Raw genomic sequence first — 23928 nt, forward strand, 5'->3', positions numbered from 1 at the left:
TTAAGCCTTTCTTAAATGCGTTAAAATTGCCTCTAAAATATCATCATCATCTTTGCTTTTTGCCTTGATGAGTTCTTTTTCATCATTTAAAGCAGTAAATTGAATATTTTGCTCATAGTTACTAATGCTTTTAAATTTATTTAAAGCTAAAATTTTAATAGTAATCAAAGATAAAAATTGCTTAGTATAAATGTCAAGTTTTCCAAAGCGATCTTCAATTTCACTTTCGATCTCATAAACCTCATGAACTTGCTCACACTTGCTAAGTCTTCTATAAAGTTCTAATCTTAAGCGATCTTCGCTGATAAGTTCGCTGTTTAAAAAGGCATTAACATTGAGTTTTAAATCAAGTTTATTTTCTTTTTGATCCACTTCATTTTTACTTAAAGCATTAAGTTCATCTTCTAACATTTTAAGATATAAACTATATCCAATTTGCTCAATATGTCCACTTTGATCTACGCCTAATAAATTTCCACCGCCACGAATTTCAAGATCATGATAAGCCAAAATAGAACCTGCGCCTAAAAAAGAATTACTTTCTAAGGAAACTAGACGCTTTAAAGCATCTTTTGTGATAGCATTTTTATCTTCAATTAAAAAATAACAATAACCTTGCTTATCACTTCTTCCTACACGCCCACGCAATTGATGCAAATCAGCCATGCCAAAACGATCGCTTTTTTCTACTATGATAGTATTTGCATTTGGTAAATCAATCCCACTTTCTACGATAGAGGTACTTAAAAGCAAATCATATTCTTTGTTTTCAAATTTCAACATTTCTTCTTCTTGCATCTTGGCATCGATTTTAGAATGTAAAATCAAAATACGCAAAGTAGAAAAAAGTTCTAATAGATGCTTTTTACATTGCTCTATACTTGCAATATGATTATGAATATAAAAAATTTGCCCACCACGTCTTAACTCTCTTGCTATAGCTTCTTTTAAAAGTGCGTCATCATTTTCTTTGACAAAAGTTCTTACATCCATTCTATCTTCTGGTGGAGTTTGCAAAACACTATAAGATTTTATAGAACTTAAAGCTTGATTTAAGCTTCTTGGTATAGGGGTTGCTGACATGGATAAAATATGTGAATTTTGAGTGATTTCTTTAAGCTTTTCTTTTTGCTTCACTCCAAATTTATGCTCTTCATCAATAATAACAAGGGCTAAATTTTCACATTCTACACTTAAAAGTGCATGAGTTCCTACAACTACACAAGCTTTATTTTCTTTTAAATTTTGTAAAACTTGTTTTTTTTCTGCACTACTTGTAAAGCGATCCAGTTTAAAAACCTTTATATCAAAAGGATCAAAACGCTTTTTTAAGGTTTTATAATGCTGATGAGAAAGCAAAGTCGTAGGCGCAAATAAAAATGCGCAAAATCCACTTTTAACTACTGGATAAATAGCATTCATAGCGACTTCTGTTTTTCCAAAACCCACATCACCGCTTAAAAGCCTATCCATGACTTTTCCACTTTGAAAATCTTGCAAAATTTCATGACAGGCTTTATCTTGATCGCTTGTATAAATAAAACCCGCACTAGCTATAAAATCAGTCTGTCTATTTAAATCCACTGTAATTTTTTTTGCTTGCACCAAAGATCTTTTAGCCGCCATAATAACAATTTCAGAAGCTATGGCTAAAAGTTTAGTCTTTAATTTTTCTTTAAGTTTAATAAAGCTTGTTTTACCTAGTTTATCTAAGCTTGGAATAGATCCACTCACGCCCAAATATTTATCAATCAAATAAAGATTTTCCACTGGTAATAAAAGCTTATCAGAATTTTGATACTCTATAGCAACAAACTCTTTTTTTGCTCCGCTTATCACTATCATCTCAAGACCTAAAAATTTACCTACCCCATAATCTTCGTGTACTATATAATCCCCATTTTTAAGCTCATCTATAATCAAACTAGCTTTTTTTCTTGTTTTTTGTTTTTCTTTTTGATTTAAAGAAATAATTAGCTCTTCAGGACTAATAAGATTAAGCCTTAAATCACTTTTTACAAAATGGATATTTTGAGTATCTTCAAGCTCTAAAGCTTTAAATAAAGCTTCGTTTTTAGCTAAAAGTGTGATTTTTTTATTTTTATGAAATTCAAAAAAATCTTTATTGTAAGAACTTTGCAATTCTTTAAATTTTTTAGCTTGAGGTAAAATTTTTGCATTCACAAAACTTATATCTTTTTCATATTCATTAATATCAAACTTTTCACAAGCTAAAAAATCAAGTTCTAAATAATCAAAAAAATCATCAATACACCAAAAGCCTAAAGAATTGATATCATGTATTAAAGCATCGCTTTGAAAATCTTCTAATTTGTCCTTAAAAATTTCATAATTTTCTTTGTCAAAATATTTTAAAAAAGGACAAATTTCAAAATGTTCTAGTTCGTTAGGAATAGACTTTTGACTTTGCAAATCAAAATATCTTATACTTTCAATCTCTTCGCCAAAAAGTAAAATTCTAATAGGATTTTCTTCATTGATACAAAAAATATCAATAATATCCGCACGAATTGAAATTTCACCTTTATCCTGAACTATATCTACAAATTCGTATCCCAATCTTGAAATTTCATCTTCAAAACATTTCAAATCAAAATTTTGTTTTTTATCGATATGATAATTTTGTAAATGTTTTTTTGAAGGAAGTTTTTTTAAAACAGTATTTAAAGGAGAAATAAGGATTTTTTTTTCTTCTTCTTTATGATAAGCATTTAAAATCTTACAAAGATCAAAAAGTTCTTTAGAAAAAGCCCTTAAATCATCTCCAAACTGCGCTCTAAAATCAGGTAAAACAAAGGTTTTTAAACCCTTAAATCGTGAAACTTGAGCGAGTAAATCTGCTTGTTTTTCATCTTTACAAAGAAAAAGTTCACAAATTTTTGGATTTTGTAAGTATTCATAAAATGAAGCTTGCATTATTCTTCGTTGTTATTTTCAATAAGTTTGATAGTATCTTCTTTAATTTTACTAGTTCCATTAAAGCGACCGCCATTTTCTATAGAAATTTTTTGCGTTGAAATATCACCATTAACAACTCCGCCCGCTAAAATTTCTAAACTATTAGCCTCAAGTTGCCCTTCAAAACACCCATTTACTACAATTTTATCTGCTTGTAATTCACCTTTTAAATTTCCATTTTTTCCGATAACCACAATGCTTTCAGAATGAATAATACCACTTAACTCTCCATCAACATGAAGCATAGAAGCAAAATAAAATTTACCCTCAATTCTCGCACCTGAAGAAATTACTGTTGTTTCTGAGCTAGAGCTGGATGTTGGGCTGATACCGCCTTTATTAAAGATTGCCATGGAACTCTCCTTTCTTGATTAAAAAAATCATTCATATTTTTTCTTTGCAAATTTAAAAAATACAAAGGTTCTAAAGTTTTATTAATAAACCTTACCTCATAGTGCAAATGCGGCCCCGTAGAAAGACCTGTATTGCCACTATAACCTATCAACTGCCCTTTATTAACAAATTGACCTGCTTTGACCACTTCTTTGCGCATCATATGAGCAAATACTGTTTTAAAACCAAAATTATGCAATAAAATTACATTATAGCCATAGCCATTATCACTATAACCTGAAAATTCCACTACTCCACTTGCTGGTGCATAAATAGGAGTACCAATTTCTGCTCTTAAATCAATACCAGGATGAAATTCCCTTCTTTTTAAAAGCGGATGCTCTCTCCAGCCAAAATTTCCTGTAATGCCTTTATTTTCAATAGGCCATCCATTAGGAATTTGCCCCAAAATTCCAAGTTGCTGCTCATTGGTAAGCTGAAGATTATCAAGTCTTGCACTAATTGTAAGATTATTTTCTGCTTCTAAGCCCAAAGCCTCTTCAAAAGAAGCTATTTTATCTTCTATAGCTGCATACTGCTGAGTTTTTTCTTCTATGCTTTTTTGCATTTGCGAATTAGATAATTCCAATTCTTTGCTTTTTTTCAAAAGCTCCTCACGCTTTTCACTGATATCACTAAGTTTGCTATCGAGATATTTGATATAAAAACCACTAAAAACTAAAAATAAAACAATAAAAGCAATAATATAAAAAACTATTTTTTTGATTATTTGATTTAAATAAAAATGTCTTGAACCGTTAATATCTGTAATGGTAATAGTGAATTTATTTTTTACCACACCACTCCTTTAAAAAATTTTCTACCAGCATAAAAGAACCAAAAACTAGATTTTTTTTATTCTCTTCTAATTTTACAAATTCTTTACATTGCATGCCTAGCTTTGATGCAATACTATAAATTTCATCATCGGCCAGCTTTCGTTCTGCACTTTTATATTTATATATTTGTATTGTATCAATAATAGGCTTTAATGTATTTAAAATTTGAAAAATATCCTTATCCAAATAAGCATTATAAATAAGATTTATTTTTTCTCCTTGAAATTTATCAAGCATGGCCTTAGCAGCCATGGGATTATGACCCACATCAACAAAAAAATTTGGAGAAATTTCTTGGCATCTTCCTTGTAAATTTAACTCTTGTAACTTTTTTAAAGCTTCTAAGGTTTTTTCTTGCGAAGTTAAAATTTCACAAGCCTTTAATGCAAGCTTTAAATTATGCTTTAAAAAATAAGGTAAAACAAACTTTTTACAATAAATCTCAAATTTTTCTTTCAAAAAAGGATTTAAGGAGGAAACTTGCAAATTAGCTTTTTTTAAAAAAGCAATTTTTTTTGCTAAATTTAAAACATTTTGCTCTTGCTCATCACTTATAAGTGCTATAGGTGCCATAACTTTAAGCTTGGTTCTTGCAATATCTTCTAAAGAATTGCCCAAAATTTGAATATGGTCAAATCCAATTCTTGTAAAAATACTCATTCTTCTTTCAAAAATAGAAGTAGCATCATATTCTCCACCCACTCCTGCTTCTAAAACAATGAAATCGCATTTTTGAAATAAAATCATAGCTAAAAAAGTAGCATATTCGAAATAACTTAATTTTTGCAAGTCTTGTTTAAAAATTTCTTCAAGTCTTATATGAGCTTGTTCTAATTCTTCATCATTCGCAATCTTACCATCAAGATAAAATCTTTCATTAAAACTGAAAATGTGCGGGCTAGTATAATGCCCTATTTTATAATTTAAATTTTCTAAAAGTTGGGTTAAATATCTACCCGTGCTACCTTTACCATTTGTGCCTATAAGTTGGATTATAGGAATATTTTTAAAATATTTCTTATATTTTTCATACATTCTAAACATCAAAAAACGATCAATTTTATCGTAATTTATACTTTTTTGAGCTAAAAAATTCTCAACTTTCATTATGTTGTTCATTAACCGCTGCAATTTGCTTTATTAACTCATCTAAAATATTAATACTTGGCTTACTTTGCTTATCAAGATAAGCCACGTGAATTTTAGGAGTTATAATATCTTGCTTATAAATAAATCTAAAATTTTCTATAGTTTTAAGATTTGTATTTACAAGCTGTGTAATTTCATCTTTGCTTTTTCCTGGCGAAACAATCAAATAACTCTTTTCATCTATCATCCACAGTTCATCAAATTCACTACAAGAATCTTTTAAAATTTTTTTAAATCGAACAAAAATTTCATTCAAACTTCCCATACCATATTTTTCCATAATGAAACGGTAATTTACTATAGAAAATAAAGCTAAAGAATAATTAACTTTATACTTATTAAAATTTTCATCCATTTTATCAAGCTCTTTAAGAACACTCCAAGCCTCTCTCTCTTCTAAGCTTTGCGTGAATTCAATTTGATTATTTAAAGATGTAATTTTTTCTCCAAGTTGTTTAAATTTTAGTTTTAAATCCTCAAAACTAAGTTTTACTTCCCCATTTTCATCTGGTTTTAAGGTATTGATAAAATCCATATTTTTTTCATTCGATTTATTAAGTAAGACAAGCAATTCATAGATTTTTTTTAGATTATCGTTAAAAAAATTTAAATTTTTTTGGACATACATATTATCAACCATTATGCGATGATTTATAAATTCCATTAGTTCATTTTTAAAATTTTCTTCGCCTATTACAAAAGGCTTTTGTGTTAAATTTTGTATAAAACCTTGAATTTTTAAATCTTCTACCAATGAAGGATTTAAACCCAAGCATAATAATTCACTAAAGTGCTCATAACTACGCTCTTCAAGCTTGACTAAGAGTTTTTTAATCACGCTATCATAATCATCATATTTACTAATGCCATATTTACGAGCTTGTTCTTCTAAGTCATTTTCATCATAATTTCTTTCAAGCTCTTTCCATTTTTTAGTAAGCAAGTAAATACTTTCACTATCCATAGTTTTAGAAATTCTAATCGAAGTCACCTTAGCCAAATCTCTTATCTTTTTATCCTTACTTATTTGCAAAGTTTTAGATATGGTATATAAAAAATCAAAAAATTCACTAAATTGTTTTCCGCTTTGTCTATTTAAAACAGAAATTAAAAAACTAATTAGTTCTTCTAAACTTCTTATAGTTTTAGAATTTAATTCTTGTTGATAAATCGGCAAAAGCAAGGTTTTGTATTTGTCAAGTTTAGCTTTATTTGAGCTTGTGATACCATATTTTAAAGATAATTCTTCAAAAATTTCCGTATAATTTTCAGGAGTTGGTTTTAGTTTTCTTTCTTTTAATGCAATTAAAGTTTGCTTTGCTATTTCATTAGTATTTGGAATCACGTTTTTGCCCTTTAATAGCAATTACGGAAATAAACTCATCAAATGCCTCGCTTGAAGCTGCTCGAATAGCCTCATACCTTGCAGAATCACTAATAATACTATTTGGAGAAATTTCAAAATTATAACTTCCACTTGTACTAAAAGCCTGACTTGAACCATCTTTAAAGACAACATTAAAATCTAAATTTAATTTAGCTTTATAACTAATAACATAGCCATTTTTATCATAAGCTAAAGGAATAAATTCTAAATTATTCATTTTAACATTAATTACATCATCTGCCTCGTGTTTTAAAGCAAGTTTACGCCCTAATTTTGAAATTACCATTTCTTTTAAAGTATCGGCAACATAGATACTATTTTTTGGGTCTTGTTGACTTAATTCAACATTAACATAAACCTTCTCATCGAAAATATTATTAGCGATTTTTGATGTAGGAATATATCCACAAGCACCTAAAAATAAACCTATACAAAAAATTAAAATCTTTTTCATTTAATCACTAGATTAACTAGCTTTCCTTCCACATAAATTTCTTTAACTATACTCTTACCTTCAAGCCATTTAGCAGTATTTTCTTTTGCAAAAGCTAAAATTTCTTCTTTGCTCGCACTACTTGAAATTTCAAATTCAGCCCTTTTTTTACCATTAATACTTACAGCTAAATTTAAAGTATCTTTTACAAAAACCTCTTCTTTAAGTTCTAATTTTTTGAAATTTTTACATTTAAAAAGCTCCTCGCTAAGCTCAAAACAAACATGAGGAATAATAGGCTCTAAAATATTTAAAATAATATAAAAAGCCTCTTGCTCCAAAGCTTCATTTTTACAAAGTGCTAAAGCATTTAAAGCTTCCATACAAGCTGCAATTAAAGTATTAAAAGCAAAACTTTGATGATAAACTTCAAAAGATTTTTTCAAAGCTTCATATACCTTTAATCTTGCATATTTTTCTTCTTTGTTTAAATTTTCTTGTTTTAATTCTACAAGCTCACCTTTTTTAACATTTTGCGCCCTATCATAGAGTTTGCAAATAAATCTATAAGCCCCTTCAACCGCATCATCATTCCATTCAAGCTCTTTAGCCGGAGGCGCAGCAAAAAGTATAAAAAGTCTTGCGGTATCAGCACCGTATTTTTCTATAATCTCATCAGGATCTACAACATTGCCTTTTGATTTTGACATTTTAGCACCATCTTTTAACACCATACCCTGAGTTAAAAGTCTATCAAAAGGTTCATTTTGTGTTAAATAACCCAAATCTCTTAAAGCTTTTTGGAAAAATCTCGCATAAAGTAAATGCAAGATTGCATGTTCAATACCACCTATATATTGATCCACACTCATCCAATACTTTACACTTTTTTCATCTAAAGCTTTTTCCTGCCAAGTTTTCTCATCACTTGCAAAACGTGCAAAATACCAAGAACTTTCAAAAAAAGTATCTAAAGTATCGCTTTCTTTTTGAGCCTCTTTACCACATTTTGGACAGATACAATTTTTCCAAGTTGGATGTTTATCAAGTGGATTACCCTCACCTGTAATTTGCACATCTTCGGGCAGAGTAATAGGTAAATTTTCTAGTTTTTGAGGTACTATACCACAACTTTGACATTTAATCATAGGAATAGGCGCACCCCAATATCTTTGACGCGAAACACCCCAATCACGAATTTTAAAATTTACAACCCTTTTTCCTATATTTTTAGCTTCAAACTGAGAAATGATTTTTAATCTTGCTTCATTACAATCAAGATTATCAAATTCTTGACTATTAATTAATTTTCCTAATTTTTGCATATAAGGTAAATTTTCTTGAGTTTGAATAACTTGTTTGATGGCAAGATTATATTTTGTTGCAAATTCAAAATCTCTTTCATCATGAGCTGGAACAGCCATAACCGCTCCACTACCATAATCAGCCAAGACAAAATTAGCCACCCATAAAGGAATTTTTTCTCCGCTTAAAGGATGAATGGCATAAATTCCTAAAAAATAACCTTCTTTTTCAGAACTTTGTCTTTCTCTTGGGCTTTGATTTTGAATAACTTTGATTTTATTTAATACATCTTGATTTAATAAATTTTGTGAAAGCAAATTTTGAACAATCTTATGTTCTGGAGCTAAAGCGATATACGAAACTCCATAAATTGTATCTGCTCTTGTAGTAAAAACTTCTAAAGAACTTTCTTTGGTTTTTTGCTTACTTTCTTCGTCTAAATTTAAAGAAAATTCCAAACCTTCGCTTTTACCAATCCAATTTTCTTGCATAGTTAAAACTTGATTAGGCCATTTATCTTTTAATTCTTCTAAATCTTTTAAAAGTTCCTCAGCATAAGCAGTAATTTTTACATAATAACCTGGCATTTTTTTCTGCACCACTTCATGACCACAACGCCAACATTTTCCGTCTTCAACTTGCTCATTAGCCAAAACCGTTTGATCTTGTTCACACCAATTTACATTTGCTTCTTTAGTGTAAATCAAACCTTTTTCAAACATCTTAATAAAAAATTCTTGCTCAAATTTTGTATAAAGTGGATCTGAAGTAGCAAGCATTCTTTTTTTAGAAAAAGAAAAACCTAAAGAAAAAAGTTCTTTTTTCATATAAGCTATATTTTCATAAGTCCATGACTTAGGATGAATTTTATGTTTAATAGCTGCATTTTCAGCAGGCATGCCAAAACTATCAAAACCTATAGGATGTAAAACATTAAAACCTATCTTGCGATAATATCTTGCTAAAGCATCACCTATAGTATAATTTCTTACATGCCCCATGTGAATGCGTCCGCTAGGATAAGGAAACATCGATAAAATATATTTTTTAGGCAAATTTAAGTCATCTTTTGGCTCAAAATATTCATTTTCATCCCAAATTTTTTGCCATTTTTTTTCTATTAAACTTGCTTCATAAGCCATAAATTCTCCTTACACAGTTCCTTTTTCATACATTGCACGATTGCGTTCTTTATCTTGTTTTCTTTTTGCTTTTTCAATTTCTTTATTTCTAAACTCAAGCACACTAAATTTAAACCATAATAATGTCGGACTTGCAACAAAAATAGAGCTTAAAGTTCCCGCTATAATACCTACAATTAAAGCCAAAGAAAATCCTTGTATCATTTCCCCGCCAAAGAAATAAAGTATCACAACGGTTGCTAAAGTCAACCCTGAAGTTAAAACCGTTCTTGATAAAGTTGCTGAAACACTTTCATTAATAATAGGTGCAAGTTCGGTTTTTTTACTTGTTTTAATACCTTCTCTGATTCTATCAAAAATAATAATTGTATCATTCAAAGAGTATCCAAGCACAGTTAAAACAGCAGCCAAAGTATCTAGATTGACATCAATTTTAAATAAAGAAATTGCTCCTAAAGTAATCACAACATCATGAATTTCACTGATTATAGCCGCAAGAGCAAAACGCCACTCAAAACGCAACGCTATATAAATTAAAATTGCTATCAAAGATACAGCTATAGCCATAAGTCCTTTATTTCTAAGTTCATCACCTACTTTTGGACCTACCACATCAGCACGACGCACTTCAAATTTTCCCGTATCCTTTAAAAGAGTGCTTATATGCTCACCTATATCATTGCTTACATTATCATTACTTCCTAAAAAGCGTATAGTTACTTCTTCATTGCTTCCAAACTCAGTTACAGATAAATTTTGAAAAGTTCCTTGATTTTCTAAAATTTCTCGAATTTGCGTTATAGGAGCTGCATTTTCATATTTAAGCTGAACTAAAGTTCCTCCGCTAAAATCAATGCCATATTGCAAACCCCTATCCCAAAGTAAATAAATAGAACCAAAAAACAAAATAAAAGAAAGGGAAATAGCAGCAAAACGCATTCTCATAAAATCATAAATTTTCTTTTCGCTAAAAAACTGCATTATCTTCTCCTATAACCAAACCAAAATCTTGTATTATTATTTTTTTCTATGCGTTGCATAAAATAATCAAACATTCCATGAGTTCCTAAAATAGCTGTAATCATAGAAACAACGATACCAATTCCCAAAGTCACAGCAAAACCTTTAACTGCTCCTGTTCCATAGGCATAAAGCGCTACCGAAGTAACTAAAGAAGTGATATTTGAATCTATAATCGCACTCATAGCATTTTTATAACCTTGTTCTATACTAACTCTTATATTTACTCCATCTCGCAAGAGTTCTCGTATACGCTCATTGATAATCACATTTGCATCTACTGCCATACCCACAGTTAAAACAAGTCCTGCCATCCCTGGTAAAGTTAAAGTTGCTCCAAACATAGCCATAACGGCAACTACTACCAAAACATTAACTAGCATTGCAATATTTGCAAAAATTCCTGCCACACCGTAATACATCATCATAAATACTACAATAAAAACTGATGCACCGATTAAGGCTATCATACTCATTTTAATACTATCAGCACCTAAAGATGGTCCTATGCTTCTTTGTTCAAGTAATTTTACAGGCGCAAGCAAAGCTCCACTTCTTAAAGCTACCGCCACATCGCGTGCTTCTTCTTGAGTAAAAGCTCCACTGATTTGCCCACTACCTCCGCCTATGCGTTCATTGATAGATGGAGCAGAATATACTTTATTATCAAGTACAATAGCAAGACGCTTTCCAACATTTGCTCCTGTATAATCAGCAAATTTTTTAGAACCCTCGGCATTTAAAGTAAAATTAATCACAGGATAATTACTCTTATCGCTAAGTCCTACTCTAGCATCAGTAAGCATAGATCCATCTAAAATAGGTATACTTTTTAAGGTATATTTTAAATTTGGATTTCTAGAATCAGGCACTAAAATCAGTCCATAACTCGCAGCCTCAGCATCGCTCATTGTAGAAGCTTGACCCATTTTAGAATCATCAACTTCCATAAGTTGCAAATGTGCTGCTTTTGTGATGCGTTCTTTTGCTCTTAGTTCATCTTCTTTGGTTTTAATCCCTGCAAGTTCAACCAAAATCTTATCATCACCTTGTTTAGCAACTGTTGGCTCTGCTAAACCAAATTGATCAAGCCTATTTCTTATGGTTTCAACTGCTTGCAAAAGTGCAAAATTTTCTATATTTTTTACTTCTTTTGAGGTAAAAGAAATTTTATAGTGCATATTTTCACTTTGTATATTAATTCCTTTTATTTCTTTAAGCAAATTTTCAACTTTTGCAATATCTGCATTATCAAGCAAAGTAAATTCTAAAATATCATCATGGGTATTTAAGCCATCATTTAAAATATTTTCTTTATTAAAAGAATAACTCAATGAAGATGCAATTGATTTTATTTTAGATTTTACAGCTTCTTCATTATCTACACCTAAGAGCATATAAAGCCCACCTTGCAAATCAAGCCCTAAATTAATCTTCGCACCACGTTCTGACTGCAAAAAAGAAGGGAGTGAAAAAGCCACTCCAAAAATAAATACCGCTATAAAAATAATCAAGCGATAATTGATTTTAGAATTACGCATCAATTTTCTTTGCTATAAATTCTCTTGAAATTTTTGCAGTAACATTGTCTTCATTAAGCTTAACTTTGATAAAATCCTCCTCTGGTTTTACGACTTCACAAATAAGTCCGCCATTAGTGATGATTTTATCTCCTTTTTGCAAAGACTCAAGCATTTGTTTATGTGCTTTTGCTTGTTTTTGTTGCGGTCTGATCACCAAGAAATAAAAAATTGCAAATAACACTACAAGAGGTAACAATGAAGTTAAAATTGAATTTTCTGCCATATTTTTCCTTTATTCCAAAAAAATTAAACACTAATTCTATCATTTTTAAAATAATAAAAGTCTTTTTTATTGCAATTTTACTTTCAAATTCTATTTATCTATCATTTTTTGAAAATATTTTTACACAAACCATTAGTCCATTTTTAGCTATTTGGGGGTTAGTTTTACTTCTAAAAAGTAAAACTTCTAAACAATATTTTTGGATAGGTTTTTTTGTAGGGATTCTTTGGTTTTGGTGGATTGGTTTATCTTCAATTTATTTTAATCTAAACTATTTAGTACCAATTATACCAATTATCATTGGTTTTATTTATGGGTTACTTTTTAGATTATGTTATTTATTAAAATTTGATTTTTTAAGGCTTTGTGGAATTTTTTGCATAAGTTTTATCCATCCTTTAGGATTTGATTGGTTTAATTGGGGGATTTTTACAGTTTATGGTTTTTTTGACCCAAGTTATCGTGGCATTATTTGCATATTTTTAATAGCATATTTCATCTATGAGGGTTATATATCAAGATATTATAAAATAGCAATTGTTCTTATTTTATTCTTTAGTGGATTTCAATATAATGAAAAACAAGCTCAAACTCTTAATTTAAACTACAAACTCATCAATACTAATATCTCTCAAGATCAAAAATTTTTACAAGAAAATTTAAAATCAAATTCTGATATCTTAATTCAAGATATACTTCAAGCTATAAATGAAAAAAAAGAACTTGTAATCTTGCCTGAAACCGCTTTTGCTTTTGATTTAAAAAATACCAAATATGAGCTTATGCTTAAAGAATTATCTTATAAAATCACCATTATTACAGGAGCATTTCATGTTGAAAAAGAGCATACTTACAATAGCACTTATATCTTTAAAAAAGGCAATGTCTATATTTTAAATAAGCATTTTTTAGTTCCCTTTGGTGAAGAAATTCCATTTTTTAAAGACTTAACAAAAAAATATTTTCTCAAAAATATTGAAGAATTTTCCAAAGGTCCTATACAAAGCAAATATAAATTAGATAATCAAATTATCACAAATGCAATTTGTTATGAAGCTACCAAAGAACAAAACTATCAAAATTCACAAATTATTATAGCCCTAAGCAACAATGCTTGGTTTAATAATAGTAGCGAATACAAACTCCAGCAACTCTTAATGAAATTTTATGCAAGTAAATATGGGGTTAGTGTTTATCATGCTACAAATGGCAAAGAGAATATAGTTATACTCCCTAAAAAGCTTTTAAGCAAAGATTGGAAAAATTTATCCAAAGAAATATTTAATGATAAAAAATAATATTAAAATTTTAATTTTAAAGTAATTTAAGTTATTTTATATTATAATTCTGTCAAACAATATTTTGACTTAGAGGGGTTTTTACCCCAAAGCTAAATTAATTTAGCTTCCTTCCTAACTTTTATATTTATGAGGGATATTGAAAAATATCCCTCTAAGTCAAAAATTAATATAACTTTATTAATTCTTTATAATTATACAAGCCTTGTTTAAGCTTGTATAATATTGTTAATTTTTTAAAGTAGCTTTTTAAACTGTTCTAGAGCATCAAGTTTTTCCCAAGGATAGTCCTTTTGTCCTACTTGCCCACGAGCTGCTACATCCGCATAAAGAAAAGTTTCTTTACTTGGTTTATCCAGATGAAATTTATCACGGATCCAATTTGGCGTTAAAGAGAAATTTTGCATTACAAAATCACTTAAAACATCGTCATTTACACTGGTATTTGTGCCCATACAATCCACGCTTACCGAAGTAGGTTTTGCAACACCTATAGCATAACTAAGTTGAACTATACATTTTTTAGCAAGCCCTGCTGCAACTATGTTTTTAGCTAACCATCTACCTGCATAAAGTCCACTTCTATCAACTTTAGTATAATCTTTGCTCGATTGTGCGCCACCACCTATTGGAGAATAACCTCCAAAACTATCTACTATAAGTTTTCTTCCTGTTAAACCACTATCATGTAAAGAAGAATGATTAACATATTTACCAGTTGGATTGATTAAAATTCTAGTCTTATTAGGATCAAAAAGTTCTTTTGGTAAATTACTATCTAAGATAAGTTTCATCACTAAAGATCTTAAATCTTCTATTTTCATACTTTCAACACAAGGTGCAGAAACTACTATAGTATGAATACTTTGCGGTTTACAATTTTCAAAATTCGCCTTAGTGCCATAATCTATAGTCACTTGAGTTTTAATATCCACTCCAAGTTCATGTGGATTTGCTTTTGCATAAGCATAAACTCTATCACATAGCATTCTTGCATAACTAATAGCTGCTGGCATATATTCCTCAGCTTCACAACTTGCAAAACCAAACATAATGCCTTGATCACCTGCTCCTGTTTCGCCATCTTCTTGATCGACACCTTGGTTGATATCAGGGCTTTGTTCATTTAAAAACACCATAACATCAACCTCATCAGGATGTAAACACTGCTCTTTGCTAAAATGGCCTGCTCCGTCATAACCAATGTTTTTTAAAACATCTTTAACTAAATTATCGTAATCAGCTTTACTAAGTTTGTGATTTGACTTAACTTCGCCTCCTATCACAACCTTATTTCCTGCGACAAAAACCTCACTCGCCACCCTTGAATTTTTGTCATTTTTCAAGAGTATATCCACTATCGTATCAGCGATTATATCAGCGCACTTGTCTGGATGACCTGCACTTACGACTTCTGAAGTGAATAGATACATAAAAAGTCCTTTCATTTAAAATGAACCACAATTGTATCCAAATAAACTTATCAAAGCTTGATAAATTAAAAATTCTCTAAAATTAAGCAAAAGTTAGTTAAAATCAACTTTTGATATAAAAAATATTTAATAAGGTTTTTATGTTTTCTAAAATCATTCAAAGCTACGCTAAAGGCAACCTCATAGTTCAAATTTGCATAGGTATAGCACTAGGAATACTTATAGGCATTAGCTCTAAAGAAATATCTGAAATTGCAAATTTACTTGGAATACTTTTTACAAGTGCCTTAAAAGCTATCGCTCCTATGCTTGTTTTTATTTTAATTTTAACCTCAATTTGCACTAAAGATTTTTCTCAAAGTGGTGCTAAGATCAAAAATATTATCATTTTATATATAGTAGGCACCTTTTTTGCTTCAGCTTGTGCAGTTCTTGCTAATTTTTTCTTCCCTGTAAAGCTTGTTTTAGATGGAGTTCAAACTGCTACAAACTCATCTCCAACCCACATGAGTGATATTTTCAAAGATCTTTTATTTAAAATTGTCGATAATCCCATAAATGCTCTTTCAAGCGGAAATTATTTAGGAATTTTAACTTGGGCAATAGCTGGAGGTATAGCATTAAAACACTGTTCTAACGAAGCAAAACAAGTTTTTATAGATATCAATGAAGGGGTTTTAAAAATCGTTAAATTTGTAGTAAAACTTGCCCCTTTTGGAATTTTTGGACTTGTGGCTAATTCTGTAGCACAAACAGGAGCACAAGGTTTGCTAAGCTATGTAAAACTTTTAATTTTACTTGTAGCTACTATGCTTTTTGTTACTTTTGTTATCAATGCCTTAATAGTCTTTTTTTATACAAGAAAAAATCCTTTTCCTTTAATTTTTATCTGCTTAAGGCACAGTGCATTTTTTGCCTTTTTTACAAGAAGTTCAGCGGCAAATATTCCTGTAAATATGGCACTTTGCGCTAAACTTGGCATAGATAAAGAATTTTATGGCATTTCTATACCTTTAGGAGCTACTATCAACATGGCAGGAGCAGCAGTTACTATAGCTATTTTAAGTCTTACTGCAGCCAATACCGTTGGTATAGAAATCAGTCTTTTACAAGCCTTTTTATTAAGCATTATTGCCACCTTTGCAGCTTGTGGGGCTAGCGGAGTTGCGGGCGGATCTTTACTGCTTATACCTTTGGCTTGTTCTTTATTTAATATAGACTATGATATTGCTATGAAGGTAGTTGCCATAGGTTTTATTATAGGGGTTATTCAAGATAGTGTTGAAACTGCTTTAAATAGTTCTACAGATGTTCTTTTTACAGCAATTTGTTCTAAAAATGAATTAAATTACAATATCAAATAAGGTAAAAACATGCGTCATCTCATCACTACAAAGGATTTTAATAAAGTCGAAATTATGGAGCTTTTTAAAGAAGCAAGTGATTTCTTAGATGAAAAACCTAGGACTTTTCTTGAAGGAAAAAGCATCACGACAATTTTTTTTGAAAACTCTACACGCACCCTTTCATCTTTTGAAAGCGCTGCAAGAAGATTAGGTGCTAGGGTTTTACGCCTTGATGTTTCAAGATCAAGCTCTAGCAAAGGAGAAACTCTTTATGATACTGCTGCTAATTTAGATGCCATGAGTCCTAATGCTATTGTTGTAAGACACGCAAACTCAGGAGTTCCTTTGATATTAGCAAAGCATATGCATTGTCCAGTTGTTAATGGAGGAGATGGAAAACACGCCCATCCTACCCAAGCTTTACTCGATTTGTTTACGATTTATAATCATTTTCAAGGTAATGTTGAAGGTAAGAAAATTTGCATCGTAGGTGATATCAAAAATTCCCGCGTTGCAGCGTCCAATATAGAGCTTTTAAGTAGATTTAATCTTGATATTACCCTAGTAGCTCCACCACATTTTATGCCTAATACCCATCTTAAAAAACATTATAAGCTTGATGAGAATATCATAGCAAATTCAGATATTATCATGAGTCTTAGAACACAAACAGAAAGACATAATAAAACCGTTTATGCTTCACTTAAAGACTATGCAAATGATTTTTGCATTCAAAAAAGCTTAGTAAAGGATAAAAAGCTTATTTTACTACATCCAGGCCCTGTAAATCGCAATATTGACATAAGCGATGAAATGATGAGCAATGAAAGGACTTTAGTTTTAAAACAAGTTAAAAATGGAGTGGCTATTAGAATGGCTGTTCTTAAAAAACTCATACTAGAAAATGAAGGATAAAAAATGTTAGAATGGGATTTAAGTGCTTTATTTCACGATAAAGAAGCATTGCAAAATTTTACACAAGACCAAATCCAACAAAGTTTAAATTTTAAAAAAAACTATGAAAATAAACTTTATACATTAAATGCTAATGAGTTTTTACAAGCTTTAAAAGATTATGAAAATTTAAATCAAGCCCTTGGCAAAATCATGACTTATGCTTATTTGCTTTTTGCTAAAAACACTCAAAATGGTTCTTTTTATGCACAATACGAAGAAGAATGCAAAAAAATAGAAGAAAATTTACTCTTTTTCGAGCTTGAATTTTGCGAGTTAGCTCCTGAGAAAAGTCGAGAATTTACAACTTTTTGCAAAGATTATGATTTTTATCTTTCTAATTTATTGCAAAACAAACGCTATAATCTTAGCAAAAACGAAGAACGCATTATGCTTTATCTTTCCAATACAGGTGCAAATGCTTTTAGTAGACTTTTTGATGAAAGTATGAGTGCTTTAAAAATCCCTTTTGAAGGTAAAAAACTTAGCGAAGAAGAAATTCTAAGCAAAATGTATGATGAAAATAGAAAGATACGCAAAAAAGCTGCTAAAAAATTCAGTAAAGTCTTACAAAAAAATAGCAGACTTTTAAGTTTTATTATCAATATGATAAAAACAGAAAGAAAAAATATAAGCTTATTAAGAGGTTATGAAAATGCTGAAATTTCAAGACATATCAGCAATCAAATTTCACAAAAAAGCGTTGATTCTTTGATAGCAAGTGCGCAAAAACATTTTAACTTAGTATCGCAATTTTACAAAAGAAAAAAACAAATTTTAGGCTATGATGAGCTTAAAGACTATGACAGATATGCACCCATAGGAAAAGAAGCAAGTTTTGATTTTAAAACAAGTAAAAATATTGTTTTAGAGGCATTTCAAGCTTTTTCTCCTCAATTTTATGATATAGCAAAAAATGCTTTTGATCAAGGTTGGATTGATGTTTATCCGCAAGAAAATAAACAAGGGGGTGCTTTTTCGCATTCTGCAACTTCTGATGCACATCCTTTTGTTTTATTAAACTACACCAATAAAAGACGCGATCTTTTTACACTTGCACATGAATTAGGACACACTATCCATCAAAAACTTTCTTATAATGTAAGCTATTTAAATCAAAATACACCTTTAACCACCGCAGAAACAGCTTCAGTTTTTGCTGAAATGCTCGTATTTGATTTTATTAAAGATAAGTTAAAAAAAGAAGAACTCTTATCTTTATATGCAAATAAAATCGAAGATATTTTTGCAACTTTTTATAGACAAATTAATTTTACTTGTTTTGAAAGACGCTTACATGCTCAAGAAAATGAACTTAGCACTGAAGAAATCAATAAAATTTGGATGGAAGAATCTCAAAAGATGTTTCAAGACAGCGTAAAACTTACAAAAAATTATGCTTCTTGGTGGAGTTATATTCCTCATTTTATCCATTCTCCTTTTTACTGCTATGCTTATGCTTATGCACAACTTTTAGTTTTAGCTCTTTATGGACTTTACAAAAGTAAAAAATGTGAAAATTTTAAAGAACTTTATATCAAAATGCTTTCTTTAGGTGGAAGCGTGAGTCCAAAAGAACTAGTAGGAATGTTTGGATTTGATATAGAAGATGAAAATTTTTGGGAAATAGGCATAAAAGAAATTCAAAAACTCATCAATGAATTCATGGAGTTACAATCATGCTAGAAACAATCTTAAAAAATGAAAATTTTATCCATACCATGCAAAAGCATTGTTATGAAGTTATTTCACACCTTATAGAAGAAAATATAGAATTTTCCATAGTTGCAAATACAAATTTCATAGATTTTAACCCTGAACTTCCCAAAGAGCTTGATATTAAACAAAATCCTTATGCTCTTTTTGCTCTTGGAGGATACACCTTTGAATCCATACAACTAAATAAAGATTTCATTCAATTTCACGCAGGTTTTGGAAATGATGATTTTGATAGTTTTGTAAAGGTTGATTTAGGAGCTATCACGCAAATTCAAGTAGAAAATAGCATTTTATTCGTTAATTTTAGTCTTTATAAACGTGAAGATAGCAAAAATTTACAAAAATCTAAAAATATATTTTTAAATAATCCAAAAAATAAAGATATTTTCAAAAAATGAATCTATTTGAAGATTTAAATGATAGTCAAAAACAAGCGGTAAGCCACATTGATGGAGCCATGCTTATCCTAGCAGGCGCAGGTAGTGGAAAAACCAAAACTATCACCACTCGTCTTGCTTATCTTATCGGTGAAGTAGGCATCCCCTCACATAACACTCTTACTCTTACTTTTACAAATAAAGCAGCTAGTGTTATGCGTCATAGAGCATTAAATTTTCTACAAGGCAATCACAATCCTTTGCTTTGCACCTTTCATAAATTTGGACTTTTATTTTTAAAACTCCATTTTGAAAGATTGGAGCGTAAAAATAGTTTTATTGTTATCGATACAGATGATACAAAAAAAATAATTAAAGACTTAATCCATGATAAAAACAAAGATAATGTCTATGATATTATCCAATACATATCTTATTGCAAAAATGAAGGCAAAAGAGTAAGCAATGTCTTTGAAGATTTAAATTTACTAAAAGAACATAATTTTGAAAAATATCAAAATGAATACAAATTTGCCAACTATTACCGTGCTTATGAAGAATACTTATTAAAACAAAATTTTGTAGATTTTGATGATCTTTTATTGCTAAGCAATCTCATTTTAGAAAATGATATAAATTTTGCCAAAGAACAAAGCTTACTTTATAATTACATTACAGTTGATGAGTATCAAGATACTAATACCTTGCAATATAAAATTCTAAAAAATCTATGTTGTATGCATGAAAATATCACAGTTGTTGGTGATGATGATCAAAGTATTTATAGTTGGCGTGGAGCAAAAATTGAAAATATTTTAAATTTTCAAAATGATTTTAAAAATGTTAAACTTGTAAAACTTGAACAAAACTATCGTTCAGTAGGGACTATTTTACAAGCAGCAAATAATCTCATATCTCACAATGAGCAACGACTTGGAAAAACTTTAATCTGCACTAAAGATACTGGGGAAAATATTAAAATATTAAAAAACGAAAACGAAAAAGATGAAGGTTTATATATCGCTCAAGAAGTGAAAAAATTGCTAAATTCTGGAGTAGAAGCTAAAGAGATCGCCATTTTATTTCGAGTTAATGCACTATCAAGAGCAATAGAAGAAGCATTTATGAAGAAACAAATTTCTTATAAACTACTTAGTGGTATGCGTTTTTATGAGAGATTAGAAATAAAAGATTTAATCTCGTATCTTAGACTTATCTTAAATCCAAGCGATGATTTGTCGTTTAAACGTATTATTAATCGCCCCAAAAGATCCATAGGAGAAAAAGCCCTAAAAAATTTAGAAGAATATGCAAAAAAACGTCAAATTTCACTTTTTGATGCCCTATGCGAAAGCGATGGTGGTGTAGGAATTTTAACAACAAAAAAAGCACAAAATGAAGCAAATATTTTTATACAAAATATTCACACTCTAAAAAGCTACGATAATGCAAAAAAGGTTTTTGACAATATAGAAGAATTATTTAAAATCAAAGATTATTTTTCAGAGCAAGATGATGGAGATGAAAGAATCAGAAATCTTGATGAGTTTTATGCTAATCTAAGAGAAAAACTCAAAGAAGATCCCAAAGCTTCTTTAGAAGATCTACTTAGTGAAATTTCTTTATTAAGCGATCAAGATAATTTAGATGAAGAATGTGTTTGCTTGATGAGTATTCATGCTAGCAAAGGTTTGGAATTTGATTATGTTTTTATAATAGGCTTTGATGAAGGATTTTTTCCTTTAAATAGCGAAGAAAATCTCGAAGAAGAACGCCGTCTTGCTTATGTTGGCATCACTCGCGCCAAGAAATTTCTCACAATAAGTGTTGCAAATTCTCGTTTTTATCATGGTTCAAGAGCAAATATCAATCCTAGTCGCTTCTTAGAAGAAAGTAAATTAATCAATGAAAAATCAAAAAATCAAAATATACAAAAAACTAGTTTTTGCAAAGGAGATCTAGTTAAACATAAAATTTTTGGCATTGGCAGGGTTGTTGAAGTTAATAAAAGCGGAAAAGAGGAAAAGCTTAATATTAATTTTGGTGGTATAATGCGTGTAATCATGGCAAGCTTTGTGGAAAAAGCAGTATGAACAAGATCTTTGCAGCCTTTAAACCAAAGGGTTTGAGTTCTAATGCCTTTTTAAGTACTTTAAAGAAAAAATATAAAAATAAAAAAGCAGGATATTCTGGCACTCTTGATCCTTTCGCCAAAGGGGTTTTAATCGTTGCATTTGGACAATACACAAAACTTTTCCGTTTTTTAAAAAAAACCCCAAAAACCTATAAAGCTACTTTATGGCTTGGAGTTTACTCCTTAAGTCTTGATGATCAAAATATAAAAGAAATTCAAAATATAAAAGAATTTGATCTTGCAAATTTAAAACAAATCATTGATCAAATGCAAGGAATTATCTCCTATACACCACCTCAATTTAGCGCCAAAAGAATCAATGGAACTCGCGCCTATGAACTTGCAAAAAAAGGTATAGAAGCAAATTTAAAACCTTGTCAAATGGAAGTATTTGATTGTAAGATCTTAAGCTATAATCATCCTTTTTTAAATATTGAAATCACAGTCAGTGAAGGTGCTTACATAAGATCTTATTGTGAACTTTTTGCTAGAAAACTAGGTATTAATGCGACTTTAAGCTCTTTAGAGCGCATTAAAGAAGGCAAATTTGTTTATAATAATGAGAAAAGCTTAAATGTGTTAAAATACATTAACCTAAAGCCAAATTTTATCAAGGATTTAAATAAACTCGAAAATGGTGCTAAAATTTTTGTCGAAGAATTAGAATTTCATGATGAAGGAGATTATTATATTGAAACAGAAAAATATTTTAGCATAATTAATATTAAAGAAAATACAGTAAAATATCTTCTAAATAAGGTTGAAAAATGTTAATATTATCAAGAAAAGAAAATGAAAGTATAATTATCGGAGAAGGTATAGAAATCAAAGTCGTTCAAACAGGGAAAGGATATGCCAAAATAGGTATAGAAGCTCCAAAATCCCTTATGATACTTAGAAAAGAACTTGTTCAACAAGTAAAGGATGAAAATTTGCATTCTGTTGTTCAGAATGATATTAAACTTGATGACTTAAGCAAAAAACTAATCAAATGAAAGCTTACGCTAAAGCAAATATTTTTTTAAAACTTACCGGTTTTGACTCAAGAAAATATCATCTTTTAGAATCACGATTTATACTTTTAAAAGATGTTTTTGATGAGCTTGAGCTTATTGATAAAGAATCAGATTCTAAAAAAGAATTTGAAATCATTAGTAATTTTAAATGCGAAAATAATATTATTCAAAAGGCTTATTTGCTACTTTCTAGAAGATATAATAACGAATTAAAAGAATTATTTAGCAAAAAAAGTCTAAAACTCACAAAAAATATCCCAGTATGTGCTGGGCTTGGTGGTGGAAGTAGCGATTGTGCGAGTTTTTTACTACTAATAAATGAAACCCTAAATTTAAAATTAAACCTACAAGAACTTATAAATTTAAGCATACAACTAGGAAGTGATATTGCCTTTTTTTTAAGTGGCTTTCACTCTGCTAATGTAAGTAGCTGTGGCGAAATTATAGAAGAATTTGAAGATGACATACCTAATTTAAAATGGACTTTTCCACAAATATCTTGCCAAACTAAAGCTGTTTATGATGAATTTGATAGAGGAATATTTGACTTTCAAAAAAACAATAATCAAGCGCAAATCTACAAAAAACTCAGCACAAAAGAGTTGTTACAAAACTTTAAAAACAAAGAATTAAATGATTTATTTACTCCTTGTGCAACTTTATATCCTAAAATGAAGTCTTACTTGCAAGAAGATTTTTTTCTAAGCGGTAGCGGTAGTAGTGTTTTTAAGGTTGATCGATGAAAATTATTGCGAGAAATAAAAAAGCTTTATTTGATTATAGCATCATAGAACGCTTTGAAGCCGGAATTGTCCTTAAAGGAAGTGAAGTTGTAGCCTTAAGAGCAGGAAGAGCAAATCTTAAAGACTCTTTTGTTCGCATTATAAAAAATGAGATTTTTTTACTTAATTCTCATATTTCATTGCTTCATACTACACATTCTTTCTATAAACACAAAGAAAGAGGTGCTAGAAAGCTTTTAATGCATAGAAAGCAAATTGATAAATTATTAGGTAAAGTAAGTATAGAAGGATATACTATCGTTGCATTAGATCTTTATTTTAACACAAAAAATAAAGTAAAAGCTACCCTTGCTTTAGCTAAAGGGAAAAATTTGCACGACAAGCGTGAAACTTTAAAGAAAAAGCAAGCCGATTTAGAAGCTAGAGCTGCTATGAAAAATTACAAATAAAGGAAA

Annotated in this window: 21 protein-coding genes; 10 read left to right on the forward strand and 11 right to left on the reverse strand. The window is 29.8% G+C overall.

The features are described from left to right. Genes FBF02_RS05310 through yajC form a run of 10 tightly spaced genes read right to left on the reverse strand, consistent with a single transcriptional unit; the run spans nt 1 to nt 12453 of the window. Complete coding sequence (locus tag FBF02_RS05310) at nt 1-2937, reverse strand: DEAD/DEAH box helicase (RefSeq protein ID WP_002858240.1); 2937 nt, start codon at nt 2935-2937, stop codon at nt 1-3. Continuing rightward, the gene (locus tag FBF02_RS05315; RefSeq protein ID WP_002859143.1) at nt 2937-3332 is read right to left on the reverse strand and encodes a polymer-forming cytoskeletal protein; all 396 of its coding nucleotides are present in this window, start codon (nt 3330-3332) and stop codon (nt 2937-2939) included. The genes FBF02_RS05310 and FBF02_RS05315 overlap by 1 nt, the downstream gene beginning before the upstream one ends. Beyond that, nucleotides 3269-4171: a M23 family metallopeptidase gene (locus FBF02_RS05320; RefSeq protein ID WP_002852904.1), complete on the reverse strand. Its 903-nt coding sequence runs from the start codon at nt 4169-4171 to the stop codon at nt 3269-3271. Before FBF02_RS05320 ends, FBF02_RS05315 begins: the two co-directional genes overlap by 64 nt. Beyond that, entirely contained in the window at nt 4158-5342 is a 1185-nt protein-coding gene (locus tag FBF02_RS05325) for a folylpolyglutamate synthase/dihydrofolate synthase family protein (RefSeq protein ID WP_010891906.1), read from the reverse strand. Before FBF02_RS05325 ends, FBF02_RS05320 begins: the two co-directional genes overlap by 14 nt. Then, the gene (locus FBF02_RS05330; protein WP_002858150.1) at nt 5308-6705 is read right to left on the reverse strand and encodes a hypothetical protein; all 1398 of its coding nucleotides are present in this window, start codon (nt 6703-6705) and stop codon (nt 5308-5310) included. The genes FBF02_RS05325 and FBF02_RS05330 overlap by 35 nt, the downstream gene beginning before the upstream one ends. Next, complete coding sequence (gene lptE, locus FBF02_RS05335) at nt 6689-7201, reverse strand: LPS assembly lipoprotein LptE (protein WP_002852685.1); 513 nt, start codon at nt 7199-7201, stop codon at nt 6689-6691. Before lptE ends, FBF02_RS05330 begins: the two co-directional genes overlap by 17 nt. Beyond that, entirely contained in the window at nt 7198-9627 is a 2430-nt protein-coding gene (leuS, locus tag FBF02_RS05340) for a leucine--tRNA ligase (protein ID WP_002852890.1), read from the reverse strand. Before leuS ends, lptE begins: the two co-directional genes overlap by 4 nt. 9 nt (nt 9628-9636) lie before the next feature. Further along, nucleotides 9637-10608, reverse strand: a complete 972-nt coding sequence (gene secF / locus FBF02_RS05345; protein WP_002858025.1) for a protein translocase subunit SecF — start codon at nt 10606-10608, stop codon at nt 9637-9639. After that, on the reverse strand, nt 10608-12188 hold the full coding sequence (gene secD / locus FBF02_RS05350; protein WP_002857963.1) for a protein translocase subunit SecD: 1581 nt from the start codon (nt 12186-12188) through the stop codon (nt 10608-10610). The genes secF and secD overlap by 1 nt, the downstream gene beginning before the upstream one ends. After that, complete coding sequence (yajC, locus tag FBF02_RS05355) at nt 12181-12453, reverse strand: preprotein translocase subunit YajC (protein WP_002786346.1); 273 nt, start codon at nt 12451-12453, stop codon at nt 12181-12183. The genes secD and yajC overlap by 8 nt, the downstream gene beginning before the upstream one ends. Here yajC and FBF02_RS05360 point away from each other — a divergent pair. Then, on the forward strand, nt 12426-13751 hold the full coding sequence (locus tag FBF02_RS05360; protein WP_002852744.1) for an apolipoprotein N-acyltransferase: 1326 nt from the start codon (nt 12426-12428) through the stop codon (nt 13749-13751). The two genes, yajC and FBF02_RS05360, sit on opposite strands and share 28 nt — an antisense overlap. A 236-nt stretch (nt 13752-13987) precedes the next feature. Here the strand turns inward: FBF02_RS05360 and metK are convergent, their stop codons facing one another. Next, entirely contained in the window at nt 13988-15184 is a 1197-nt protein-coding gene (gene metK, locus FBF02_RS05365) for a methionine adenosyltransferase (RefSeq protein ID WP_002852836.1), read from the reverse strand. A 140-nt stretch (nt 15185-15324) separates the two neighbouring features. Between metK and sstT the strand changes: the two genes are divergently transcribed. From sstT to smpB, 9 genes are read left to right on the forward strand one after another with little or no spacing between them, the layout of a single operon-like run. Next, the gene (gene sstT, locus FBF02_RS05370) at nt 15325-16548 is read left to right on the forward strand and encodes a serine/threonine transporter SstT (RefSeq protein ID WP_002858067.1); all 1224 of its coding nucleotides are present in this window, start codon (nt 15325-15327) and stop codon (nt 16546-16548) included. A 9-nt stretch (nt 16549-16557) separates the two neighbouring features. Beyond that, nucleotides 16558-17445 (forward strand): aspartate carbamoyltransferase catalytic subunit, encoded by an 888-nt coding sequence (locus FBF02_RS05375; RefSeq protein ID WP_002852714.1) that lies wholly within the window; start codon nt 16558-16560, stop codon nt 17443-17445. A 3-nt stretch (nt 17446-17448) separates the two neighbouring features. Further along, a complete protein-coding gene (locus tag FBF02_RS05380) occupies nt 17449-19170 on the forward strand; it encodes a M3 family oligoendopeptidase (protein ID WP_002858266.1) in 1722 nt (573 codons plus the stop codon). Further along, nucleotides 19164-19601 carry a hypothetical protein gene (locus FBF02_RS05385; protein WP_002852822.1) on the forward strand — a complete coding sequence of 146 codons (438 nt, stop codon included), beginning with the start codon at nt 19164-19166 and terminating at the stop codon, nt 19599-19601. Before FBF02_RS05380 ends, FBF02_RS05385 begins: the two co-directional genes overlap by 7 nt. Continuing rightward, nucleotides 19598-21673 (forward strand): 3'-5' exonuclease, encoded by a 2076-nt coding sequence (locus tag FBF02_RS05390; protein ID WP_002852893.1) that lies wholly within the window; start codon nt 19598-19600, stop codon nt 21671-21673. Before FBF02_RS05385 ends, FBF02_RS05390 begins: the two co-directional genes overlap by 4 nt. Continuing rightward, the gene (truB, locus tag FBF02_RS05395; protein WP_002852653.1) at nt 21670-22488 is read left to right on the forward strand and encodes a tRNA pseudouridine(55) synthase TruB; all 819 of its coding nucleotides are present in this window, start codon (nt 21670-21672) and stop codon (nt 22486-22488) included. The genes FBF02_RS05390 and truB overlap by 4 nt, the downstream gene beginning before the upstream one ends. Continuing rightward, on the forward strand, nt 22482-22709 hold the full coding sequence (csrA, locus tag FBF02_RS05400) for a carbon storage regulator CsrA (protein WP_002852854.1): 228 nt from the start codon (nt 22482-22484) through the stop codon (nt 22707-22709). The genes truB and csrA overlap by 7 nt, the downstream gene beginning before the upstream one ends. Beyond that, complete coding sequence (locus FBF02_RS05405; RefSeq protein ID WP_002852673.1) at nt 22706-23473, forward strand: 4-(cytidine 5'-diphospho)-2-C-methyl-D-erythritol kinase; 768 nt, start codon at nt 22706-22708, stop codon at nt 23471-23473. The genes csrA and FBF02_RS05405 overlap by 4 nt, the downstream gene beginning before the upstream one ends. After that, complete coding sequence (gene smpB / locus FBF02_RS05410) at nt 23470-23922, forward strand: SsrA-binding protein SmpB (protein ID WP_002857928.1); 453 nt, start codon at nt 23470-23472, stop codon at nt 23920-23922. Before FBF02_RS05405 ends, smpB begins: the two co-directional genes overlap by 4 nt. The last annotated feature ends 6 nt before the right edge of the window (nt 23923-23928 follow it).

This window comes from Campylobacter sp. CFSAN093226 (assembly GCF_012897595.1).
Lineage (GTDB): Bacteria > Campylobacterota > Campylobacteria > Campylobacterales > Campylobacteraceae > Campylobacter_D > Campylobacter_D jejuni.